Annotated in this window: 18 protein-coding genes; 13 read left to right on the top strand and 5 right to left on the bottom strand. The window is 43.1% G+C overall.

Annotated features, from left to right (window positions below; genetic code table 11):
* Nucleotides 1-19: 19 nt before the first annotated feature.
* A complete protein-coding gene (locus AAEZ00_RS03225; protein ID WP_101034746.1) occupies nucleotides 20-394 on the bottom strand; it encodes a hypothetical protein in 375 nt (124 codons plus the stop codon).
* 725 nt (nucleotides 395-1119) lie between these two features.
* On the opposite strand from AAEZ00_RS03225, the gene AAEZ00_RS03220 reads away from it, so the two are divergent.
* The 3 genes from AAEZ00_RS03220 to dbpA all read left to right on the top strand — a co-directional run bounded on the left by AAEZ00_RS03220 (nucleotide 1120) and on the right by dbpA (nucleotide 5877).
* Nucleotides 1120-2670 carry a methyl-accepting chemotaxis protein gene (locus AAEZ00_RS03220; RefSeq protein WP_124013494.1) on the top strand — a complete coding sequence of 517 codons (1551 nt, stop codon included), beginning with the start codon at nucleotides 1120-1122 and terminating at the stop codon, nucleotides 2668-2670.
* 611 nt (nucleotides 2671-3281) lie between these two features.
* A complete protein-coding gene (locus AAEZ00_RS03215) occupies nucleotides 3282-4148 on the top strand; it encodes a pirin family protein (RefSeq protein WP_351076699.1) in 867 nt (288 codons plus the stop codon).
* Between the two features lie 325 nt (nucleotides 4149-4473).
* Nucleotides 4474-5877, top strand: coding sequence for an ATP-dependent RNA helicase DbpA (gene dbpA / locus AAEZ00_RS03210; protein ID WP_351076563.1), 1404 nt, complete (start codon nucleotides 4474-4476; stop codon nucleotides 5875-5877).
* Between the two features lie 119 nt (nucleotides 5878-5996).
* On the opposite strand, the gene AAEZ00_RS03205 is transcribed toward dbpA, so the two are convergent.
* Entirely contained in the window at nucleotides 5997-7448 is a 1452-nt protein-coding gene (locus tag AAEZ00_RS03205) for a DEAD/DEAH box helicase (protein ID WP_335688353.1), read from the bottom strand.
* A 532-nt stretch (nucleotides 7449-7980) separates the two neighbouring features.
* Here AAEZ00_RS03205 and AAEZ00_RS03200 point away from each other — a divergent pair.
* The 9 genes from AAEZ00_RS03200 to nqrF all read left to right on the top strand — a co-directional run bounded on the left by AAEZ00_RS03200 (nucleotide 7981) and on the right by nqrF (nucleotide 19071).
* Entirely contained in the window at nucleotides 7981-9039 is a 1059-nt protein-coding gene (locus tag AAEZ00_RS03200) for a DUF3626 domain-containing protein (RefSeq protein ID WP_101032819.1), read from the top strand.
* Nucleotides 9040-9378: 339 nt separating this feature from the next.
* Nucleotides 9379-11166: a heme ABC transporter permease/ATP-binding protein CydD gene (gene cydD / locus AAEZ00_RS03195; protein ID WP_101032818.1), complete on the top strand. Its 1788-nt coding sequence runs from the start codon at nucleotides 9379-9381 to the stop codon at nucleotides 11164-11166.
* A gap of 35 nt (nucleotides 11167-11201) precedes the next feature.
* On the top strand, nucleotides 11202-12899 hold the full coding sequence (gene cydC, locus AAEZ00_RS03190; RefSeq protein WP_351076702.1) for a heme ABC transporter ATP-binding protein/permease CydC: 1698 nt from the start codon (nucleotides 11202-11204) through the stop codon (nucleotides 12897-12899).
* Between the two features lie 337 nt (nucleotides 12900-13236).
* Complete coding sequence (locus tag AAEZ00_RS03185; protein ID WP_351088334.1) at nucleotides 13237-14616, top strand: Na(+)-translocating NADH-quinone reductase subunit A; 1380 nt, start codon at nucleotides 13237-13239, stop codon at nucleotides 14614-14616.
* A complete protein-coding gene (locus tag AAEZ00_RS03180; protein WP_335688346.1) occupies nucleotides 14616-15830 on the top strand; it encodes an NADH:ubiquinone reductase (Na(+)-transporting) subunit B in 1215 nt (404 codons plus the stop codon). The genes AAEZ00_RS03185 and AAEZ00_RS03180 overlap by 1 nt, the downstream gene beginning before the upstream one ends.
* Nucleotides 15820-16590 (top strand): Na(+)-translocating NADH-quinone reductase subunit C, encoded by a 771-nt coding sequence (locus AAEZ00_RS03175; protein WP_101032815.1) that lies wholly within the window; start codon nucleotides 15820-15822, stop codon nucleotides 16588-16590. Before AAEZ00_RS03180 ends, AAEZ00_RS03175 begins: the two co-directional genes overlap by 11 nt.
* Entirely contained in the window at nucleotides 16591-17211 is a 621-nt protein-coding gene (locus tag AAEZ00_RS03170; RefSeq protein WP_101032814.1) for an NADH:ubiquinone reductase (Na(+)-transporting) subunit D, read from the top strand.
* Between the two features lie 9 nt (nucleotides 17212-17220).
* On the top strand, nucleotides 17221-17829 hold the full coding sequence (nqrE, locus tag AAEZ00_RS03165) for an NADH:ubiquinone reductase (Na(+)-transporting) subunit E (RefSeq protein ID WP_101032813.1): 609 nt from the start codon (nucleotides 17221-17223) through the stop codon (nucleotides 17827-17829).
* Between the two features lie 24 nt (nucleotides 17830-17853).
* Nucleotides 17854-19071, top strand: a complete 1218-nt coding sequence (gene nqrF / locus AAEZ00_RS03160; protein WP_124013497.1) for an NADH:ubiquinone reductase (Na(+)-transporting) subunit F — start codon at nucleotides 17854-17856, stop codon at nucleotides 19069-19071.
* A 161-nt stretch (nucleotides 19072-19232) separates the two neighbouring features.
* On the opposite strand, the gene AAEZ00_RS03155 is transcribed toward nqrF, so the two are convergent.
* Together AAEZ00_RS03155 and AAEZ00_RS03150 are read right to left on the bottom strand one after the other, a co-directional pair.
* Entirely contained in the window at nucleotides 19233-19406 is a 174-nt protein-coding gene (locus AAEZ00_RS03155) for a helix-turn-helix domain-containing protein (protein WP_101032811.1), read from the bottom strand.
* A 106-nt stretch (nucleotides 19407-19512) separates the two neighbouring features.
* On the bottom strand, nucleotides 19513-20196 hold the full coding sequence (locus AAEZ00_RS03150) for a Rossmann-fold NAD(P)-binding domain-containing protein (protein ID WP_351088333.1): 684 nt from the start codon (nucleotides 20194-20196) through the stop codon (nucleotides 19513-19515).
* A gap of 237 nt (nucleotides 20197-20433) precedes the next feature.
* On the opposite strand from AAEZ00_RS03150, the gene AAEZ00_RS03145 reads away from it, so the two are divergent.
* Nucleotides 20434-21105 carry a nitroreductase family protein gene (locus AAEZ00_RS03145; RefSeq protein WP_124013499.1) on the top strand — a complete coding sequence of 224 codons (672 nt, stop codon included), beginning with the start codon at nucleotides 20434-20436 and terminating at the stop codon, nucleotides 21103-21105.
* Nucleotides 21106-21410: 305 nt separating this feature from the next.
* On the opposite strand, the gene lpxL is transcribed toward AAEZ00_RS03145, so the two are convergent.
* Nucleotides 21411-22337 carry an LpxL/LpxP family Kdo(2)-lipid IV(A) lauroyl/palmitoleoyl acyltransferase gene (gene lpxL, locus AAEZ00_RS03140; RefSeq protein ID WP_351088332.1) on the bottom strand — a complete coding sequence of 309 codons (927 nt, stop codon included), beginning with the start codon at nucleotides 22335-22337 and terminating at the stop codon, nucleotides 21411-21413.
* Nucleotides 22338-22409: the final 72 nt, after the last annotated feature.

Here is a 22409-nt window from a genome sequence, read left to right as displayed (position 1 = left end):
TCTGATTAGGTACAAATAATTACTGTGCCTCTGCCGCTTTAATCGTTAATCGCTCTTGATTAGATAAACGGATTTGAATCCCATCAACGGTGGTAATCCGCTTGGCTTCAATATCTTTTTTACGTACTTTGTAGCTTGTGGTCATCGCTTCAATGGGTGATGTAATCGTCACTTCAACCACGGTGTTTTCGTCATACAGACTCCAACCCCAATAGCCAGTTGAGGCTAACATCGACACTGCAATCATAGCGTAAATAATCACCCGACTAAAAAATGGCGAGCTTTGTTCCTCTGCTATTGCAGCACTGCGACTCGCTTTACTGCCCCGGCCACTGCGTAAATATACAATAGCGCCAACGATTACTAATATCGTGACTAGAATTTGTGTCAGCACTTCGTTTCCCACCAATCATTAATTAACCATGATTATACTGTGTTTTGATTATTTTAACGTTATCCAGCACACATCAAGAGTGATCATGGTGCGATAACTAATTGCTAGAGAATCGTCACAGTATAAACGCTTATTTTTGCTTCAACTCCCGTTCCTTTCTCGCTGTTGGCGATGAGAAAAATGGTGGGTATTAAGCGACTATTATGTAAAAGGCAACCACAAAAGAGCAAGCGATCCATACCTGGAATTAACCTCTTTGAATGAATATGACTTTTCATTTTTATATTAAAACACCGTTGAGATAGAGTCAGCTAGATTAAAATAGTCGATCTAAAATAGCGCCATAAATATGTTTTTCAAATGGTCGTTTGCTGATGGGCAACAAATCAAAGTCTGTCTACCAAGATATTTTTCGCTATGTTATTGGTTAAATAGATGATCGGCCTTATAGCTGACGCTTAATGACCTTATCCGCTGCTATCGTCTGAAGAAAAAAGTCACTAACAAGGTGAACAAATATTAACATTATTTACCGATGCCATCCAAATGAGCGGCTAATGCTTGAGACATCACCTCGATCTTAAAAACCATCAATGTGACTTAACTCGTGTATTTTACAAATGTTAAATATTTGGCGATTAAATTAGCTAATCATCACATCAATGTCGTGCTGACTGATTAATAATCGCCTCACTTATTTAATTGACTGCGTTTAATGTATCACCATGACTGTAAAAGAAATTATTGATGAAGAAATCACGTATCCGTCAGATTATAAAATTCTTTCAACAACAGATCTAGACAGTATCATTACCCATGTTAATGATGACTTTGTTACTGTTTGTGGCTACCAAAAAGAAGAATTAATCAACAAGCCACATAATATTGTCCGCCATCCTGATATGCCTAAAGCCGCATTTGCTGACCTCTGGGATACTATTAAGCAAGGACAAAGCTGGATGGGGCTAGTGAAGAACCGTTGCAAAAATGGCAAATACTATTGGGTTAACGCCTATGTCACCCCCATTAAACGCAACGGTACTATTTGTGAATACCAGTCGGTTAGAACTCAACCTGAAGTTGAGCTCACTGAACGTGCTCAAGCCTGTTATGATGCGGTCAATGCTGGCAAAGCAGCCAAGCCAAAGTTTGGCGCCAGTATTATCACTAAACTGCTATTGGGCTGGTTGTTTTCAGTAGGGTTATTCATGTCCTTACCTTACGCCAGTGCTTTCTTCACTATGTTAACCTTTATTATCGCCATTATATGTTTTTGTCGACCGCTTTATGTTCTTAAACAGCGTTTTGATAACATACTTATTTTGAGTAAAAAAATACATGATAATCCACTCAATCAATTTGTTTACACGGGTTATACCGATGAGCTTTCTCACATAGAATTAAGCCTACGGATGCAAAAAGCAGAAATACTTGCCGTGGTCGGACGTATCAAAGACAGTGGTGAAGAACTCCAGCAAGGTTTAGAAGAGCATCAACAACAAAATCAAGCCAATCAGAGCCAGTTGGTTGAGCAATCACAAAATTTAGAACAAGTCGTTACAGCCATTGGGCAAATGAACGCTTCTGTTACTGACATTGCCCAAAACACCAGTAACTCAACGGCAGAAATCCATCAATTAGTGGAACAAATACAGGCAACTAAGGTGGCATTAGTTAACAGTAAAACCGCCACAACTGAAATTAATAGCTTACTCGAAGAGTCGCGTGTTGCTATTTCTACCCTGAATCAACAATGCCAAAGCGTGAATCAAGCCGTCGATGTGATAGAAAGTATTGCGCAGCAAACAAACTTACTGGCGCTTAATGCGGCCATTGAAGCCGCGCGCGCTGGAGAGACGGGCAGAGGATTTGCAGTGGTCGCCGATGAAGTGCGTAACTTGGCAAGCCGCTCAGCAACGTCTGCTCTTGAAATACACGCTATTATCAATACACTCAGTCACACGACTGCAGAGGCTGTAGCGCAAATGGATCAAAGTCATTTGTTAATAGACAAGAGCATTGACTCCAGTAACATGCTTGAGCAAAGCCTGATTTCTGTCAGTGAAGTGATGAACATTATCGAGGGTAATGGAGAGCAAATTTCAGTTGCTGCTGAAGAACAAGCCACTGTCGTTAATCAAATTTATAATAATGCGATGGCATTACAAGCTGGTATCAATCAATTCGAACAAAATTGCCATAATGCTGCAATACATAGCCAAGAAATTAGTGGTCAAGGTGTTCGCCAAACAGAGTTGGTGTCACAGTTTAATTAGACGTTTTGAGCGTCAATATTAATTCGATATAGATTGAGCATAATAATCCTACCTTATACATGGCCAACGCCGTTGGCTCTGCAATATTCCTTATGTCGTTGCATACCGCCGTGTGGCATTACAATTAGCCACCTAGGTTGAGCGATTTGCAATGACTTGGGGAATGTCGACCTACTTGGCATACATCTTTTTCAAGCTATCGCCGTTTGTTTTTATTGTATCTTTGTTGTTGCTTTGCTCGTTTTTTGAGCCGTAAATCTCATTGGGATTAACTCGCTTTATCGCGACACCGTAAGCGCGTGAACATGCTTTTGCAGTCGATTTCATCGTATAAAAATCACACTATCATACAATATTCATTAACTATATTGCCTGCTATGCTCAAGTGATATTGATATAAATAACCTCTGCTCGGGTTATAGAGATAAAATAAATTATCTATTTATCTGTCATATCAAGCTCATAATTTGTTCTGTTAACGAGGTGCAATGACACGTTAATAACGCGTCAATAGCGTGCTACTGCGAGTCAGTAAAATGCAGTGAACGAGAAAATAGCTGGTTGATAACCGTTTATTATCTTGAGTTGAGGTTAAATAAATGGGGTTTATGATGAAAGTATTGAATCGCTACAGTGCACTGCCTGCAATGGACGGTGATGGTGTTAACATCAATCGTATTGCCGATTTCGATAAGCTTCGTTTTGACCCCTATTTAATGATGGATGAAATAAAGTCTGATAACGAGCAATATTTTATTGGTGGTTTTCCGCCTCATCCTCATCGCGGCATAGAAACTTTTACCTATATCCGTACAGGTGGCTTTGAGCATCGCGATCAAATGGGCAATGTTAAGCATATACGTGCCGGTGACGTGCAGTGGATGAGTACTGGCAGTGGTGTGGTGCATTCTGAAATGCCATTAGCAGATACTAAAGAAGGGCTGCATGGGTTTCAAATTTGGCTCAATATGCCAGCAAAACATAAAATGCGTCCACCTATTTATCAAGATACCAGCAAGCAGGCTAATCCGTGTATAGATAACGAACACGGCGCAAATCTTGTTGCCTTGGCGGGAAGCTGGGGCTTTAATCATGACCCTCATGAGATTAGCTCAAGTATTCAAGGTTTAGCCGGTCATGGTGCTATTGCCGATTTAACCTTAGCTGAGTATGGCCATGGCACACTTAATCTTGCAGAATACCAAACGGTGTGTGCTTATGTGTATCAAGGTGAACTTAACTATGTTGATGCACAAGGTCTGCGAGAAACGGCTAGATCAGGGCAGTTGTTGGTATTAGATCCACATGACGTCAGTCATTTTCAAACTAAATCGACAGGTGCAGGATTATTGTTGCTTGCGGGAAAACCTATTAATGAAGAGATTGTTCATATGGGGCCGTTTGTGATGAATAGTCAAGCTGAGATAGAGCAAGCAGTACACGATTATCAGCAAGGTCGTTTTGAGCAAATTTTCTAGGATTGCGCTCAATATAAGCTGAGTTATCGGTAAATATTTGTCAGCGAACGGGCAATAAAATTGCTACAATAGCTGATATCTGGCTTAGGTTTGTTTTAACACCTTTGCTAACACCAATCTTATTTATTATCTGTTCCTTCTGGCAAGATAAATCGTTCGTAAATAGCGGTAAGCATTTTTCATATAACATCATTGTATATGCTAATTTTGTTCTGCTGTTTAATGATAGTTTTGCGCGTTATTGGCTCATTTATGTAATGGTATTGGTATATTTTTTTGCAGCTTTTGCCTGCTTTTTACCTTTCGATATCAGAGGATATTTGCCTTGAGTCAGTCTACAGAACAAGTCGTTAACACGGCTTTTGCATCACTTAAATTAAAACCTGAATTGCTTGAAAACCTCCAAACTATGGGTTTTGAATCGATGACTCAGATCCAAGCCGAAAGCTTACCGCCTATTTTGGCTGGTGAAGATGTCATTGGCCAAGCGATGACAGGTTCTGGTAAAACCGCAGCCTTTGGTTTAGGGCTACTCAATAAGCTGGATGTAAAACGTTTTCGCATTCAAACTATGGTGTTATGTCCAACGCGCGAATTAGCTGACCAAGTGGCGAAAGACATTCGTACCTTGGCCCGTGGTATTCATAACGTTAAAGTATTAACACTTTGTGGCGGCGTACCTATGGGACCGCAAGTTGGTTCATTAGAGCACGGTGCGCATATTATTGTCGGTACACCGGGTCGTATTGTTGATCATTTAGATCGCAACCGTTTAGATTTAAGTAACATGAACATGCTTATTTTAGATGAAGCAGATCGCATGTTAGAAATGGGCTTCCAACAGCACATTGACCAAATCATTGCTGCCGCACCTCGTGAGCGTCAAACGTTACTGTTTAGCGCCACGTTCCCTGATCAGATCCAAGCGATTGCCGATCAAATTCTGTATAAACCGGTAATGGTTAAAGTGGAAGCTAAGCACGATAACCTAACTATCGATCAACATTTTTATCGTATCGAAGATAACCAGGGCCGTCTTGAAGCATTGCGTTTATTGTTATTAGATAAGCAGCCAGAAAGCGCAGTAGTGTTTTGTAATACCAAGCGTGAAACCCAACAAGTAGCTGACTCATTACATGAATTTGGCTTTAGTGTATTAGCATTACATGGCGATTTAGAGCAGCGCGATCGCGATCAAATGTTATTGCAGTTTGCTAACCGTAGTGCGCGTATTTTAGTGGCCACCGACGTTGCGGCGCGTGGATTGGATATTGATGAGTTAGACGCAGTATTTAATTATCATATTGCTTACGATACTGAAGTGCATATTCACCGTATAGGCCGTACTGGCCGAGCTGGCAGTTCAGGGGCCGCATATACTTTGTTTGGTGAAGAAGACGGTTACAAAATGGCGATGATAGAAGAAGCCATGAATAAAGACGTAGTCAGTGAGCCTTTACCCGCAATGAGCGTACTCAACAAGCAGCCATTAGCGGCTGCGATGATCACCATTCAGATTGAGGGGGGTAAAAAGCAAAAAATCCGTCCAGGTGATATTGTTGGGGCATTAACGGGTGGCAATGGTTTAGATTTTAACGATATTGGTAAAATCAAAGTGACTGATTTTCGCGCTTACGTTGCAGTAAAAAGCAATGTGTCTAAACAAGCGATGAATATCATCAGTAAAGGTAAGTTAAAAGGCCGTAATTACCGCGCTTGGTTTATGTGACCAATTAATGTGTTATCGGTCAATTTATAGCCGATTGATGATGCCTGAATAATAAAAAACCGGTGAACAATGTTCACCGGTTTTTTTTATGCTTTATCGCTAGTGAGCTAGTGAGCTAGTTAGCTTTTTACTTTAGCATTGGCATAAGGATTACTGCTTGTCGATGTTACTGGTGCCGTACCACTTCGACGTGGTGGACGTGAACGTTGTGGTGGTTTATTACCATTGGCTCTAGCTTCTGCCTTAGGATCAGCAGGGTTAGCGTTATTGTCGTGGCCACGTGATTGCTGGCGTGAGTCAAACTTACGCGCTGGCTTATCACCTTGAGCACCATCATTAGCATGTTGCTGAGCATGTTTACTGCGGTTCGGGTTTGGCTTTCTCGCTTGAGTGCTTTTTGAGCTGCCACTTGATTTGAGGTTAGGTTCAGGAATTGTGAACGGTGCTTCAAAACCATCAAGCTGCTTACGCTCAATGACGCGGTTAGTTAAGCGCTCAATATCATGCAGTAATTTAACTTCTTCTAAGCCAACTAATGATACCGCTTGACCTGTTGAACCTGCTCGGCCTGTACGGCCAATACGATGTACATAATCTTCAGGTACATTGGGCAAGTCAAAGTTCACAACACATGGCAGTTGATCTATGTCGATACCGCGAGCGGCAATGTCGGTTGCGACCATCACTTGTACTGCGCCAGCTTTAAAATCAGCCAAAGCCTTTGTGCGTGCGGTTTGGCTTTTATTACCATGAATCGCTGCAGCTTTAATGTGGGCGGCATCTAAACTCTTGGCCAAACGGTTGGCGCCATGTTTGGTGCGCGAAAAGACCAATACTTGCTTCCAATCATTGGTTTTAATCAGTTCGATTAGTGCCATTGATTTTCGTGTTTTATCCAATGGGTACACACATTGTGTCACCGAGGCGGCGGTAGCGTTGCGAGGCGTTACTGAAATTTCTACCGGATTGTTAACCAAACCTTTAGCCAGTTCACGAATTTCATTCGAAAAAGTCGCTGAAAACATCAGGTTTTGACGCTTAGCAGGTAACATCGATAATACTTTTTTAATGTCACGAATAAAGCCCATGTCTAGCATGCGGTCTGCTTCATCTAACACGAGAATTTCTAATTTGCTGAAGCTAAGGGCTTTTTGCTGGCATAAGTCGAGTAAACGGCCAGGGGTGGCGACTAAAATGTCGACCCCATTTCTGAGCGCAGCTAATTGTGGCACGATAGACACACCACCAAATACCACGGCTGATTTTAACGGTAAGTTGACGCCATAAGTGGCGACGCTTTCTTGTACTTGTGCTGCAAGTTCACGTGTTGGTGTTAACACGAGCGCACGGACTTGACCACGTTGCGCGCGTTCACCTTTAGACAACAATTCTAAAATTGGCAGGGTAAAACCAGCTGTTTTTCCTGTCCCAGTTTGTGCCGCTGCCATTACATCTTGGCCCGCTAAAACGGCTGGAATTGCTTGTGCTTGAATTGGAGTGGGGGTGTCGTAACCTTGTTTTTCAACCGCTTTTAAAATAGCAGCATTCAGACCAAGTGAGGAAAAACTCATAGAAAAATCTCTTTGGGCAACGCATTGTTGCTTTGAATAAAAGGTAGCCAGTAACGGCGGCCGTGAAGCTTACCTGAAAACCGCTATAAGTGCTATCAAATCCCTTAGTGGGCGATGATGTATCCTCTTGGGTTGCAATCAATAATGGGCGATTTAATCGTTCAAATACAGAGGTTATTATCCCAAATACAGCGGTTGAATGAAATCGTGTTAATCTTAAGACTTGCAACAGTGCTAAACGTCGACTTATTACATACAATAAAACGATAAGCTGTTTTCTAATGCAATATTCAGCGACTTAGCAGGGTTTTACTAAGCTGATCTCGGGTTAATATATGGGGTAAGTAAGCTAAAATCAGAACATTTCAGCTAATTTATCGCTAATTTGCCATGTGTTTTGCTAATAAAGAGGATTGACGCTTCAACAGCGACTCAATTGCAAGTCAATACAACGCAGTTAGCAGGGGAAGGGTTGTTTGATAACCGTTTATTATCCCGAGCTGAGGTTACTTAACTTAGGAGTCTCTTACTGATGAAATTAACGGCACAAACACACATAGAGAAAATGGCGTATGAGCTGCGAGATCATGCTCATGCCGTGATCAAGAATGTGTTGTTAATGTCTAATATTTCAACCTTATCACTCCAACTCGCTATGCGTGAGCTAGCGCAACATAGTCGAGTCGCTTTGCATTTTCATCCCGATCAAATTGATAACCGCGGCCTCACCGTTGTTGATGGGTTATTGCGTGATGGTGTGTATAAAAGTCAGTTTGAAACTCATGTTTCTAATGGGCACTTATCGCCAGAATTAGGCGGGTCTCGCGACCATTGGGAAAACCAATTATTTGGTCACACTTATTCTGGTATTAAGCATCGGCCTAAATATGGTGCGTTAGATTTTGGTTTATGTCCGCTAGGCCCAGCGCCTCGCTTTGGCAGTTGTTATTTTGTCACCCATCCTCAAATATTGTCGCGATGTACCTTTAGTTACCTGGACTCTTATCGATTGCCCAAAGAAAAGGGCACCATAAAGTGTTTTGATGCGATTATAGCGGCATTATTAAGTGAAAGTTTTGAGCGTCAATATGCGTTGGGCATTCCAGGGCTTAAACCGAGTAAGCTAATTGAACATTTTAGTCAGCATTTAACCGATGATATCAGCCGCCGCTTTGACGCTATGCCAAGCGCTAATTTAGATCATTATATTGAAGCCCAAATTCACGGTGATGTGATGCTGGAGGAAGATGTCGCCATATTAGTCGCGGATCCGTCATTTATGGGGAGCGCCATAGGGGATTCATTAATCGCCTTGTGTAACGAATACGAAATTGAATTGCATTGGCATAAAGGGCGTCAAATTAATGTGGCGCAAGTACCGGATGATTTTCGTGGTGCTGCCATGCCTATTTTGGCACAAAGTATTGCTGAAAATGAGTTGATCAATGCAGAAATTATTGGCCGTGCGGCATACCAATTACAAAAACAACCTGCTTCTTGGAGTGAGCGGGGAGCACATTCTAAAAAACGACAAGACTTAAAGTTACTCTGGCACGTGTTGGTTAAATACGGTGAGAGTACCACTCAGTAAAGAGTGTTATCGATGCTAAACTGATATTAGCCTATCGCCTCCCTCTGTGTTCTGTTCATCAATTAGCTTGGTTATACGATTCATCATTATTATGCTGAGCAATGTGATATTGGCTTGGGATAAACTAGGCTATTTTCACAAGAGGTACTTTACTGAATGCGATATGTTTCGAGAAGATATTTAAGGTAATTGATATTGTTACTAAATTTAATTATTAAATCAGGCTTTATTAGCAAAATGTGAATCAGATATCATTTACACCGTTTTAAGTGTTAACTAGATGCCAGTACTGCGATACTGCGTGATAAAAGTGGTCATCAATAACTGCGCCGGAGCTTCATGGACAAGTCGTTAGAAAAGTCATTAGCAAAATGGCTTAAAAACCAACAATCTTCTTGTGGTATTTTCCTTAAATTATCTGTGTTATGTGGGGTGTTAAATGGCATTGCCATTGTGGGACAGGCCTATTTTATTGCCCAGATTTTGCAGGGTGTCATTATTGATAACCTCGTACCTGGCGCATTAAGCAATGAATTCTATGCACTTATTGGCTTGTTATTGATACGAGCCTTGTTAGCCCAAGTGCGTGAACGGCTTAGTTTTGAGGCTGGAAAACGTTTACGCGAAGATATACGTCAAGCTGTGCTTAATAAGTTAGTGGCACTGGGTCCGGTGTTTATTAAAGGTAAACCTGCTGGAGCATGGGCAACCTTAGTGTTTGAGCAGGTTGAAGATTTACATGACTTTTATGCTAAATACTTACCGCAGATGATGTTAGCGGGGTTTATTCCTTTGCTGATCTTAGCGTGTGTGTTTCCGCTTAATTGGGCTGCAGGGATCATTTTGTTGGCCACTGCGCCTTTAATTCCAATGTTTATGATTTTAGTTGGCATGGGTGCGGCAGATGCTAACCGTAAAAATATGCAGGCGTTGTCGCGTTTAAGCGGCCACTTTATGGATCGGCTAAAAGGACTGCAAACGTTAAAGCTGTTTAATCGCGGCGCCGCGGAGTTAGTCAATATTGAACAGGCTTCAGAAGACTTTCGCGCCCGCACTATGTCGGTATTACGTTTAGCCTTTCTCAGTTCAGCGGTATTAGAGTTCTTTGCCGCAGTGTCGATTGCGGTATTGGCGGTGTATTTTGGCTTTAGTTACTTAGGTCATCTCGACTTTGGTCATTATGGCGTGCAGGTGAGTTTGTTTACCGGTATGTTTGTGTTGATTTTAGCGCCAGAATTTTATCAACCGCTTCGCGACTTAGGCACCCATTATCACGCCAAAGCTCAAGCCATTGGCGCAGCAGAAGCGCTAGTTGAGCTGCTTGATTACCAAGTCAGCACAGTGGCTATCGATTCAATACCACAAAATAATACATTCTCTGCCGATAGCATAGGTATCCAAGCCATTGGGACTGAAGTGTTTAGTTTAGATGGTCAGCGTTTAGTTGGGCCTGTTTCATTTACGTTACCCGCAGGTGAACACTGGGCCATTGTGGGTCCAAGTGGCGCGGGAAAAACCAGTTTGCTGAATGCATTATTGGGGTTTTTACCTTATCAGGGATCATTGCTGATTAATGGTCATGAATTATCGCACCTTAATGTGGCGCAATGGCGTCAGCATCTGGCTTGGTTAGGCCAAGATCCGCAATTATTCCATGGCACCGTGAGAGAAAATGTTGCTTTGGCCAACCCGCAATTAAACGATGAGCAGATTATGGCGTTGCTTGAACAGGCCAACATCAGTGAGTTTGTGTTACAGCATCCATTAGGGCTCGATTTAATCATCAGCGATCAAAGCGCGGGTGTGTCGGTAGGCCAAGCTCAGCGTTTTGCTTTGGCTCGTGCGTTGGCACAACCGGCGAAGTTATTTTTATTAGATGAACCAACAGCCAGTTTAGATGCCCAAAGTGAGCAGTCTGTGATGGCCACGTTGCAGCGCGCAATGCAGTCGACAACGGGATTAACCGTGACCCATAAATTAGATGATTTACACACGATGAATTGCGTCTTGGTCATGGACAAAGGAAGGGTCGTACAACAAGGCCATGTTAATGATTTACAACAGGTTGATGGGTTATTGTCGCAAATGCGCAATCAACAACAGAATCAACAACAGGAGGTGTGCTGATGTCACAATCCGTTGACGCGAAACCGCGCAGTATCATCCAGGTATTACGCCCTTTTGTTGCTTTGTTTCGCCGCCAGTGGCTGATGATGTTAGTGGGGCTCTTGCTCACATCGACGACATTACTGACGGGCATTGGCTTATTGTCATTATCGGGCTGGTTTTTATCTGCCAGTGCAGTAGCAGGCTTAGCGGTGGTTACCGCGCAGACGTTTAACTATTTCACCCCCGCCGGAGGTGTGCGATTTTTCTCCATCGCTCGTACTGCAAGCCGTTACGGTGAGCGGTTAGCAACCCATGAAGCGACCTTTAAATTATTGACGCAACTGCGTGTTTGGGCATGGAAGAAGTTACTGCCGTTAAGCGCGGCTAACTTGCAAGGTCTGCGAAGAGGTGACTTACTCAATCGTTTGGTTGCCGATATTGATACCTTAGATCATCTCTATTTACGCTTACTCACGCCAATGGCCGCATCTTTGATGATGATTGGTGTATTGTTGGCGTTTCTCGGTTGGTTTGATAACCATTTAGCCTTGAGTTTATGCACTCTGTTATTAGCCGCTTGGTTTATCTTACCGCTAGTATTTTATTACTTAGGTAAGGCGCCTGGGCAAGTATTAATGCAGGCGCAAAGGCAATATCGAGTTGAGTTACTTGATGTTATTCAGGGGCAGGCCGAGTTAAGTTTATTTGGCGCTAATAAGCGCTATTTGGCTCAACTTGAACAAGCGCAGCACAGTTTATTTAGTCAGCAAACCACCATGGCCAATATTACCGGGCTAAGCCAAGCATTACTGATATTAATCAATGGCAGTGCGGTTGTCTCTATGCTGTATTTAGCGGGTCAAAGTGTCGGTGAGCTCTCGCCGCCAGGGCCGTTAATGGCATTAATGGTGTTCGCCACTATGGCCAGTCTTGAAATGATGATGCCGATAGCCGGTGCATTCCAACATTTATCAAGCACGGTACTTGCTGCGCGGCGGGTGACGGAAATAACCGAGCAAACACCGAGTGTGATATTTAATCCTGATAGTCACTTACAAGCCCATCACGGAGCTTTGCAGATCAGTGGCGTTCACTTTGGTTATCACGCGCACTCTCCGGTGTTACAAGGCCTTGGCTTAACCATTAAAGCCGGTGAAAAGGTGGCTATTTTAGGTCCTACTGGTTGTGGTAAATCAAGCTTATTGGGACTGATCACCCGTGACTGGGCGGCGCAGCAGGGATCCATTACGCTTGATGATCAGCCAATCAGTGACTACAGCGATGCCAATCTTCGTGCTGCGATGACTGTGGTTAGTCAACGTATTTACCTGTTTTCAGGTACTTTACGTGACAATTTAGCGTTAGCGTTGCCGTATCTGCACGGTGAGGCCAAAAAAGAACATGATCACCGTTTTATTGAAGTGTTACAGCAAGTGGGTCTGCAAACCTTGTTGCAAGGCGATAAACCATTAGATTGTTGGATCGGTGAGGGCGGCCGACAATTATCCGGTGGCGAGCAGCGCAGAATTGGCGTGGCTCGGGCATTATTGCGTGATGCTCCTTTGCTGCTGTTAGATGAACCTACTGAAGGACTCGATAAACGTACCGAGCGTGAAATCCTCAACGTCTTACTCGATTTTGCCCAGCACAAAACCCTGCTAATGATCAGCCATCGCTTGACCGCGTTAGAACAAATGGATTCGGTGTACCTTTTTCAGCAAGGACGGTTAATTCAACAATTGGCTGATTAACGTCTCTGGCTAACGATATAGAATATCAGCGGTTCGCCATTTTAATGCGACATCATTAATGGGTGTAAGTTGGTCTTTAATGAAGTGGCTTTCGGCTATTTTTGTTAATAATTATTAGTAAATCGCCGCGGAAATGACGTCGAAATGTAAAAACCTTTTTGACTTTAAAATTACACAAATTGTATCATATTGGTCAATAAATTGATCTGGTTCACACATTTGGTATTCGGTTATGTTGAAAAATTACAGTTCTCACTCGGACTGTGATCTTTGTTGTTATATTAGTAGTTGCAAACATATAATATTAGCTATCGAATATTTTTAGATGGTGAATGTGATGGCTGGTGCTAACAATCCAGTGATAACTATTAAGCGTGGACTTGATATCCCGGTTGCTGGTGAACCACTACAGCAAATAGATGACGCACCTAAAACGACCCAAGTGGCGTTAATTGGTGAAGAATATGTGGGCTTAAAGCCAACAATGTCGGTTGAAGTAGGCGATAGTGTCGTCAAAGGCCAAGTGTTATTTGAAGACAAAAAAACGCCAGGGGTGTTATTTACCGCGCCAGCAAGCGGAGTTGTTGTCGCTATTAATCGCGGAGAGCGTCGGGTACTGCAGTCGGTTGTCATTGATTGTGATGCCAAGCAAGAGCCCTGTTTCATTCTTGAGTCTATGGATATTAATACGCTATCACATCAAGCCGTTAAAGACGGTTTGGTCCGCAGTGGCTTATGGACCGCGTTGCGCACACGTCCTTTTTCTCGAGTGCCCCAGTTAGATGCAAGCCCTGCCGGTATATTTGTCACCGCCATTGACACCAATCCTCTTGCGTCCGATCCACGGGTTATTATTGCGACTCAACCACAGGCTTTTCAAGCCGGATTATTTGCCCTAACGTTTTTGACTAGCGGTCAGGTGTATCTATGCCAAGACGATGGCGCTTCGTTATTGGCCGATGCCAGCATTGAGTACGACTTATCGCAAGTCAATGTTCAGCGTTTTAACGGTGTGCACCCTGCCGGATTAGTTGGCACCCATATTCATTACCTGTTACCTGCCAGTATTGAACGCCAAGTGTGGCATGTGGGTTATCAAGACGTGATTGCCTTTGGCAAACTGTTTTTAACCGGCGAACTGTATACCAATCGTATCGTGTCATTAGCCGGCCCTAATGTGTTAACGCCACGATTAGTGCAAACTCAATTGGGTGCGAAGCTAAGCGATTTGACCCTGGATGAAATCAATCAACAAGATTCCCGTATTGTTTCTGGATCACTATTGTCAGGTCATACTGCTGTCGGCGTTTATGATTACCTTGGCCGCTTTCATAATCAAATTAGTGTGCTCACTGAAAATGGACAACAAGAGATTTTACCTTGGGTTCGCCATGATAGCCGAAAATTCTCAATGACCGGCATCATGATGTCAGGCTTTAGTCGCACCAAAAAACTGTTCGACTTTACGACCCAAGCTGGTGGTTCTCCACGGGCCATGATGGCATTTGGTCAACTTGATCGTGTGATGCCATTAGATATTCTGCCCACGCTTTTAGTGCGCGACTTAGTGGTACGCGATACCGATGAGGCACAGTTATTAGGGGCATTAGAACTAGATGAAGAAGATTTAGCACTATGTACTTTTGTGTGCCCTGGGAAATATGACTTCGGTAAAGAATTACGTGCTTGCCTAGATATTATCGAGAGGGAAGGTTAATGAGTCAGCAACAGAAAAAACCCAGCACCCAAGACAGTTACTACGCCCATGGTAACTCAATGCGGAGTTATCTACGGTCTTTGTGGATAGCCAATGGCCGCAGCACTAAAGGTGATGTGCATATTCGTGATGCTATTGATGTTAAGCGCACCATGCACATTGTCGGCATGTGTTTATTTCCTGCCATGTTATTGGGTATGTACAATATTGGTCTTCAGGCGCAAATGGCCATTATTGCCGGGGCAACCCAGCCTGATGTATGGCAATTAGCCTTGTATAACGCGATGTTTGGCTCGCTGACTGAAAGTGCAGGCTTGATCAGTTTATTCGCTTATGGTGCCAGTTTTTATGTGCCGTTTTACTTAACGGCGCTGATAGTAAACTTGGTATGGGAAGTGGTGTTTGCCAAAGTGCGTCGCCAAGAATTACATGAAGGCTTTTTTATCACGGCCTTATTGTTCTCGTTAATTTTACCCATTTCTACACCATTATGGATTGTGGCCTTAGGCATCAGTTTTGGGGTAGTGGTTGCAAAAGAACTGTTTGGCGGCATGGGCTACAACTTCTTAAATCCTGCGCTAGCGGGTTATGCGTTTATTTACTTTGCTTATCCAACCGAAGTGGTGGCGTTAGGACAGTTTGTTGCGGTTGATGGCTTTTCTGGTGCAACCACATTAACCCTTACCGTGGCTAAAAAATTAAGCTTTGTCGATGTGAGTTGGTTTAGCGTGGTGAGTGATCCGAGCTGGTGGAATGCCTTTTTAGGCTTTACCCCAGGTGCTGTGGGTGAAACCAGTACCTTAGCCATTCTTATCGGTGGCGGTATTTTACTCCTAACTCGCGTAGCTGATTGGCGTGTGGTAGCCGGCGTTATGCTGGGAATGATCATTACCGTCTTGTTGTTCAACTATTTTGGTTCTAGCAGAAATCCCATGTCGGCAATGCCGTGGACATGGCACTTAGTGACCGGTGGTTTTGCATTGGGAATGATGTTTATGGCCACAGACCCGGTGACGGCATCCTATACCCGTAAGGCCAAGTTTGTTTTTGGATTTATGATTGGCTTTATGACCATTATTATTCGTTTACTCAATACCAAAATGCCAGAGGGTATTATGTTGGCTATTTTGTTTACTAATTTATGGGCACCGTTATTCGACTACTTAGTCGCTCGCGCTAATATTAAACGGAGACTAAAACGTCATGGCCTTTAAGAAAGATACCGTCGCTGGAACCATGGTTTTTATTATCATTTTAAGCTTAGTTTGTTCGTTTATGATCACGGGTACTGTCGAGATTTTAAAAGAGCGCAAATTAGCCAAGAAGCGTGAAGAAGTGCAGCAGTATGTGTTAAAGGCTGCTGACATCGACATCAGCCAAGGTGACTTTAGCGAGTTGTTTACTCAGCGAGTTCAACCGAAAATGGTTAACTTGGCGACAGGTAAAGTGACTGAAAAAGCTAACTTACTTGATTTTGACGAACGCATGGCGGCCATTAACCCTGAAACGTCTACTAAACCTAAAAAAGACATCGCCAAGATTAAAACCATGGCGACCGATATTCGCATTTTTGAGGTGTACGACACCAAGGGTCAACTTGCCAGTATTGTTATGCCTATTTACGGCAAAGGTTTGTGGTCGATTATTTACGGTTACATGGCGATAAAACCTGACTTAAACACCATTGAGAACATCGTGTTTTATGAGCATGGCGAAACCCCAGGTATTGCTGACTTTATTACTGACCCACAATGGTTAGCCTTGTGGCAAGGCAAAACGCTATTTGATGCCAAAGGTAACATTGCCATTAAAGTGATTAAGGGCGGTGCAAAAGACGGTGACATTCACGGCATCGATGGTGTCAGTGGCGCGACTCGTTCGGGTGTCGGTATCCAACGTTTAGTCGAGTTTTGGTTTGGCGTAGAGGGATACCAAACTTATCTACACACGTTAGCCGCTGCAGAGGATAAGTAAATGAGTAATACCACTTCAACTCGCGAGATCCTGACATCTCCTATTTTTGCCAATAATCCAGTGGCAATGCAGGTATTAGGTGTGTGTTCGGCCTTAGCGGTCAGTAATTCGATGCAAACCGCATTTGTGATGACACTCGCGGTGACGTTTGTGTTGGTGTTTTCGAACTTGATTATTTCAAGCATTCGCCACTTTATTCCCAACAGTGTGCGCATTATTGCGCAAATGACCGTGATTGCGTCCTTGGTGATTATTGTCGACATGGTGCTACAAGATGTGGCGTATGAGCTATCGAAACAGTTATCTGTGTTTGTGAGTTTGATCATCACTAACTGTATCATTATGGGCCGCGCCGAAGCCTTTGCGATGAAACATCCTCCTCACCTAGCCGTGTTCGATGCCTTAGGCAATGCCTTGGGTTATGGGGTGATTTTAATGGGCGTGGCGTTTATTCGTGAACTACTGGGTCGTGGCAGTTTGTTTGGTCATTCAATCTTAACCACTGTCGAAAATGGCGGCTGGTATTTGGCGAATGAGATGTTCACATTGCCACCCAGTGCCTTTTTTATCATTGGCGTGATGATTTGGGTCATTAAAATCATTCAGCGCAAGCGCGGATAAGGAAACAGCATGGAACACTATATTAATTTATTTATCCAAGCGGCGTTTATCGACAATATGGCGCTGTCATTTTTCTTAGGTATGTGCACCTTTTTAGCCGTATCAAAAAAGGTCTCAACTGCATTTGGCTTAGGGATCGCAGTGATTGTGGTGATGATGCTGGCAGTGCCACTCAATCAAATTATCTACGTCAATATCTTAGCGCCAGGCGCATTAGCGTGGGCGGGGTTTGCTGAACTTAATTTAAGCTATTTACAGTTGATTACCTTTATCGGGGTGATAGCCGCGTTAGTGCAAATTTTAGAAATGTTTTTAGACCGTTATATTCCGACCTTATATCAGTCATTAGGGATCTTCTTACCGCTATTAACGGTCAATTGCGCCATTTTTGCCGGAGTTATCTTTATGGCTAACCGTGACTATAACTTTACTGAGTCAGTGGTCTTTGCTGCGGGTTCTGCTGTGGGTTGGGCGATGGCCATCGTGTTATTAGCAGGATTGCGTGAACGGATGAAGTTTCATGCTATTCCTGATGGATTACAAGGCATTGGGATCACATTTATTACCACCGGCTTAATGGCTCTGGGCTTTATGTCATTTGCGGGCATTACGTTATAACGCATTAAAGAAAAGGGTTATTTAATGGAAATGGCAATAGGTATTGGCATGTTTACCATAGTGGTAAGTTTGCTAGTGGTGGTGATTTTAGTCGCCAAACGAAAATTGGTGAACACCGGTGATGTGACGATTAGCATTAATGGTGATGCCAGTAAAAGCGTGCAAACCCCTGCGGGTGATAAATTATTGGCTGCATTGTCTGGGCAACAGATATTTATTCCATCAGCCTGTGGCGGTGGTGGTACTTGTGGTCAATGCCGCGTAAAAGTGAAAGCCGGTGGCGGTGATATTTTAGCGACTGAGCTGGATCATATCTCGAAAAAAGAAGCCAAAGACGGCTCTCGTTTGGCGTGTCAAGTCGCCGTGCGAACCGACATGGATCTTGAGATTGATGAAGAAATTTTTGGGGTTAAAAAATGGCAATGTGAGGTTATTTCAAATAATAACCAAGCGACCTTTATTAAAGAACTGTTATTAAAAATTCCCGAAGGCGAAGACGTGTTATTTAAGGCTGGAGGTTACATTCAAATTGAAGCGCCTGCCCATCAAGTCCGTTATGCTGATTTTGATATTCCGGACGAATACCGTGATGACTGGGTTAAGTATGGTTTATTTGATTTAGTCTCTACGGTGGATGAAGACGTATTACGTGCTTATTCGATGGCCAATTATCCTGATGAAAAAGGCAGTATACTGCTTAATGTACGTATCGCTACCCCGCCTAAAGCCGGTTTACCACCAGGGAAAATGTCGTCGTATATCTTTAGCTTAAAAGCCGGTGATAAGGTGACTATTTCGGGTCCATTTGGTGAGTTTTTTGTCAAAGAAACCGATGCTGAAATGGTGTTTATTGGTGGTGGTGCTGGCATGGCGCCAATGCGGTCGCATATTTTTAATCAGCTAAAAAGTGTTAACACTAAGCGTAAAATGAGCTTTTGGTATGGGGCTCGTTCAACTCGCGAAGTGTTTTATCAACAAGATTTTGATCAACTTGCCGCTGAAAACGACAATTTTACTTGGAATGTGGCCTTGTCGGATCCATTGCCAGAAGATAATTGGACCGGATACACAGGCTTTATCCATAACGTGCTGTACGAGAATTACCTAAAACAACATAAAGCGCCGGAAGATTGTGAGTATTATATGTGTGGCCCGCCGCTGATGAATTCATCGGTTATTGCTATGCTAGAAAGCTTAGGAGTTGAGTCGGAGAATATTTTACTCGATGACTTTGGTGACTAACGTCTTGCTGTGCAGTAATCACTAAGCCGATAAAAAAATCCCCAATACTGTCAATGACGGTTTGGGGATTTTTTTAGCAGAGAACTTTTAGCAGAGAACTTTTAGCAGAGAACTTTTAGTAAAGAACTTTGAGCAAAGAACGTTAAACGGGTAAAGAGGGATTAACGTTCAGAAAACGCTAAATAACGCATCACTTCGGCTTTATTAAAACTAAGCACATTACCGTGTTGTTCAGTGAACAGTAAATTTTCGCGAGCATAACGCTTAATTGTAGTAGGGCTTTTGTCGAGTATTTCACAGACTTCATTTAAGGTTAAATCGTTAGCATCACTCATCTCGTTCTCCTTACTTAATCGTTACAGTTATACTTTTATGTCGTTAGCATTAAACAACACATTGGTATTAACTTGTCACAAACATGCATTATTGTCGAGCGTACTCTTATGAATAATGACAGTGATGCATCATGGCATTAGTGATAATTTGAGTGGTGGGAGCGACTTGAGGCTTCAGAGCGACTTGGTACATCGACTCCGCGACCATTTGTGCATCAATGGGCTGATATTGACGCAGCGGGCCGATAAACAAAAACGATAACCCCCCCAAAATGGTTTGGCCAATATCTTCCAGAAGACGTCTATTATCTCGAGGTCCTAATAATAAACTGGGTTGAAAAATATTCATTACCGGTAAGGACAACGCCTTAAGCGCTTGTTCAACCTCGCCTTTTATCCGGTTATAAAACACGCTTGATTTAGTATCCGCACCCAGTGAGGTCACTACCATAAATTTAAGCGAAGGATTTGCTTGGGTTTGACACAGTTTAGCAAAGGCCAGTACGGCTAATTTATCAACCTGAATAAAGGCCTCTTCGCTACCAGCTTGCTTGATAGTGGTACCTAAACAGCAAAAGGCATGATCCACTTTGTCTGCCAATGTAAGTTCATGAAGTTCGTCAAGCTGGCTGTCAATAAACTGTACTTTTTCGGCGCCAAATTGATGTTCGACCAAATTAGGTTCCGAACGGCCAATGACCAATACTTTACTATACTGTTCACTTTCAATGATGCGAGCCAGTAAGGTATTACCCACTAACCCCGTCGCACCTATTATTACTGCAATCATATGATCCTTTAGAAAGCTAAACTGACTCGCATAGACTCTAATCTGTCGCTCCAACGGTTTCAATAAGAATATTTTAATAGTCATTATTATCCTGTTTGTTAGCGTAGTATTTTTGCAGAAATATTAGTGTTTTTGCAGAAATATTAGTGTTATTCCAAAAAACTAGCGTTATCGCAACACACATGAGTGTAAGCTCAACATAACAGTAACAAGTAAGCGTAATCATTAGGATCCATTATGACCCAAACGCATTTACCTCTGACCGATTTTATTGAATATTCACCCGATGAAATGCTCAAACGGGCACAAGATAATTACCAGCAGGTTAAACGGCGTCATTCTATTAGGGCGTTTTCTGACCGTGCAGTCCCGCAAGCCATTATTGAACAGTGCATTTTAGCGGCGGGCACGGCACCTAATGGGGCCAACCATCAGCCGTGGCATTTTGTGGCAATTAACAGTCCGCAAATAAAAGCACAAATTCGTCAACAAGCTGAGGCATTAGAGCAAGCGTTTTATGCCGGTCGTGCCGGCGAGGAATGGTTAGCGGCATTGAAACCTTTAGGGACTAACGCCGATAAACCGTATTTAGAACATGCGCCTTGGCTAATTGCTGTGTTCAGTAAAAAACGCACCGAAGCGGCGGGTGAACAAAAGAGTAATTATTATGTCCATGAATCAGTGGGGATTGCGACGGGATTTTTAATCCAAGCATTGCATCACGCAGGCCTTGGTACTTTAACGCACACCCCAAAACCGATGAGCTTTTTAAGTAAAGTGTGTGGGCGCGACAATGATAATGAACGCCCCTATATGCTTATTATTGCTGGGTATCCTGCAGATGATGCGACCATCCCACAACATGCACTGGAAAAGAAGTCGCTCAGTGAAATGTGTGATTTTATATAATGACGATTCCTGCCGGGCTAGTGCGGTGAAGGTTTGGGGGTAAATATGCCTCTTCATGCTAAGTTCACCCCATACTGCTCGGATCATTATGTTCGCAATAAACGCCATCAAAACTGCGTTGATAGTGGCAATGTTTTTGCGCTTTGCGGTGTGGCTTTTCAAATCAACATCGATAATCGTGTCACCACATTGATAAATTGGCATGGTGTTAGGTGTAACAAATCAAACGAGTGGTAAATGATGAGCCAATATAAAAGCGTCTAAAGACGCTTTTATGACCAATACGGCCGCTCGATTAACTAACTTCAGTCATATAACGAGGGTGTATCTTCGGTGGGACGCGTTTTAAAGCGACGATGCAGCCACATATATTGTGGTTTGTTGCGGCTAATCAGTTGTTCAATTATCTGGTTGCCTCGGATGGCGTCATCAGTTTCATTGTCGCCGGGAAAGTTATCTAAAGGCGGCATGATCTCGAGGGTATAGCCGTTATCATCAGCATTACGTTCAACAAAAAAAGGCACAACATTGGCTTTGCCTAATCTCGCCAGAGAGGTTGCACCGGTAATGGTGGCTGCATCCGGTACCCCAAAGAAAGGAATAAACACCGCGCTTGAGCGGCCAAAGTCTTGGTCCGCTGTGTACCAAATCACGTCAGGGCTGCGTAAACTGCGGATCATTTGGCGCACGTCACGCTTAGGCACTAAGCCTTTATTTGAGCGTAAGCGACCTTTTACTTGTAAGTATTCCATTACCGGATTGTTGTGTGGACGATATACCCCAATACCAGGGGCAAATTGACCAAATATACGCGCGCCCATTTCAAGTGGTAGGCAATGCACCGCAAATAAAATCACCCCTTTGCCACTGTCCAAGCTTTGACTAACATGCTCAGTGCCTTTAATCGTCATGTGTTGTTGGACGCGATCGTTTGACCACCACCAGGCGTTAATGGTATCAAATAAGGCTTTGCCGGTTTCTTCAAAGGTCCGCTTAAGCAGTTGTTGTTTGTCAGTATCACTCATATCTGGAAAGCATAAATCGATGTTACGCCTTGCGGTATGGGTTCGACCACTGGCTATTTTCATCACTAATCGGCCAAGTGCACTGCCAATATTCATTTGCCACGGTAAGGGTAATAACAAGGTCAAGCGCATTAACCCGACGCCAAACCACATTAGCCAATGTTTAGGATGATATAAATCAGAAGAAAATTCGGCTTTCTCGACCACAGATAACTCGTCTAGTTCATAAAAATTATTTGTTATTCTACCTCATATTTTGATGAAAATTAGGTACAATCA

It is taken from the genome of Shewanella sp. S1-49-MNA-CIBAN-0167 (assembly GCF_040310145.1).
Classification (GTDB): Bacteria; Pseudomonadota; Gammaproteobacteria; order Enterobacterales; family Shewanellaceae; genus Shewanella; species Shewanella psychromarinicola.
The sequence above is the reverse complement of the archived record's forward strand: the minus strand, read 5'-3'. Positions and strand labels throughout refer to the sequence as shown.

Bases quoted from the DNA above. Each gene is read 5' to 3' on its own strand.
- nqrF (WP_124013497.1), top strand. From the start codon at position 17,854: ATGGAAATGGCAATAGGTATTGGCATGTTTACCATAGTGGTAAGTTTG.
- AAEZ00_RS03170 (WP_101032814.1), top strand. From the start codon at position 16,591: ATGAGTAATACCACTTCAACTCGCGAGATCCTGACATCTCCTATTTTT.
- AAEZ00_RS03180 (WP_335688346.1), top strand. From the start codon at position 14,616: ATGAGTCAGCAACAGAAAAAACCCAGCACCCAAGACAGTTACTACGCC.
- AAEZ00_RS03150 (WP_351088333.1), bottom strand. From the start codon at position 20,196: ATGATTGCAGTAATAATAGGTGCGACGGGGTTAGTGGGTAATACCTTA.
- AAEZ00_RS03205 (WP_335688353.1), bottom strand. From the start codon at position 7,448: ATGAGTTTTTCCTCACTTGGTCTGAATGCTGCTATTTTAAAAGCGGTT.
- AAEZ00_RS03185 (WP_351088334.1), top strand. From the start codon at position 13,237: ATGGCTGGTGCTAACAATCCAGTGATAACTATTAAGCGTGGACTTGAT.
- AAEZ00_RS03145 (WP_124013499.1), top strand. From the start codon at position 20,434: ATGACCCAAACGCATTTACCTCTGACCGATTTTATTGAATATTCACCC.
- AAEZ00_RS03200 (WP_101032819.1), top strand. From the start codon at position 7,981: ATGAAATTAACGGCACAAACACACATAGAGAAAATGGCGTATGAGCTG.
- nqrE (WP_101032813.1), top strand. From the start codon at position 17,221: ATGGAACACTATATTAATTTATTTATCCAAGCGGCGTTTATCGACAAT.
- AAEZ00_RS03215 (WP_351076699.1), top strand. From the start codon at position 3,282: ATGAAAGTATTGAATCGCTACAGTGCACTGCCTGCAATGGACGGTGAT.
- cydD (WP_101032818.1), top strand. From the start codon at position 9,379: ATGGACAAGTCGTTAGAAAAGTCATTAGCAAAATGGCTTAAAAACCAA.
- AAEZ00_RS03175 (WP_101032815.1), top strand. From the start codon at position 15,820: ATGGCCTTTAAGAAAGATACCGTCGCTGGAACCATGGTTTTTATTATC.
- AAEZ00_RS03220 (WP_124013494.1), top strand. From the start codon at position 1,120: ATGACTGTAAAAGAAATTATTGATGAAGAAATCACGTATCCGTCAGAT.
- AAEZ00_RS03155 (WP_101032811.1), bottom strand. From the start codon at position 19,406: ATGAGTGATGCTAACGATTTAACCTTAAATGAAGTCTGTGAAATACTC.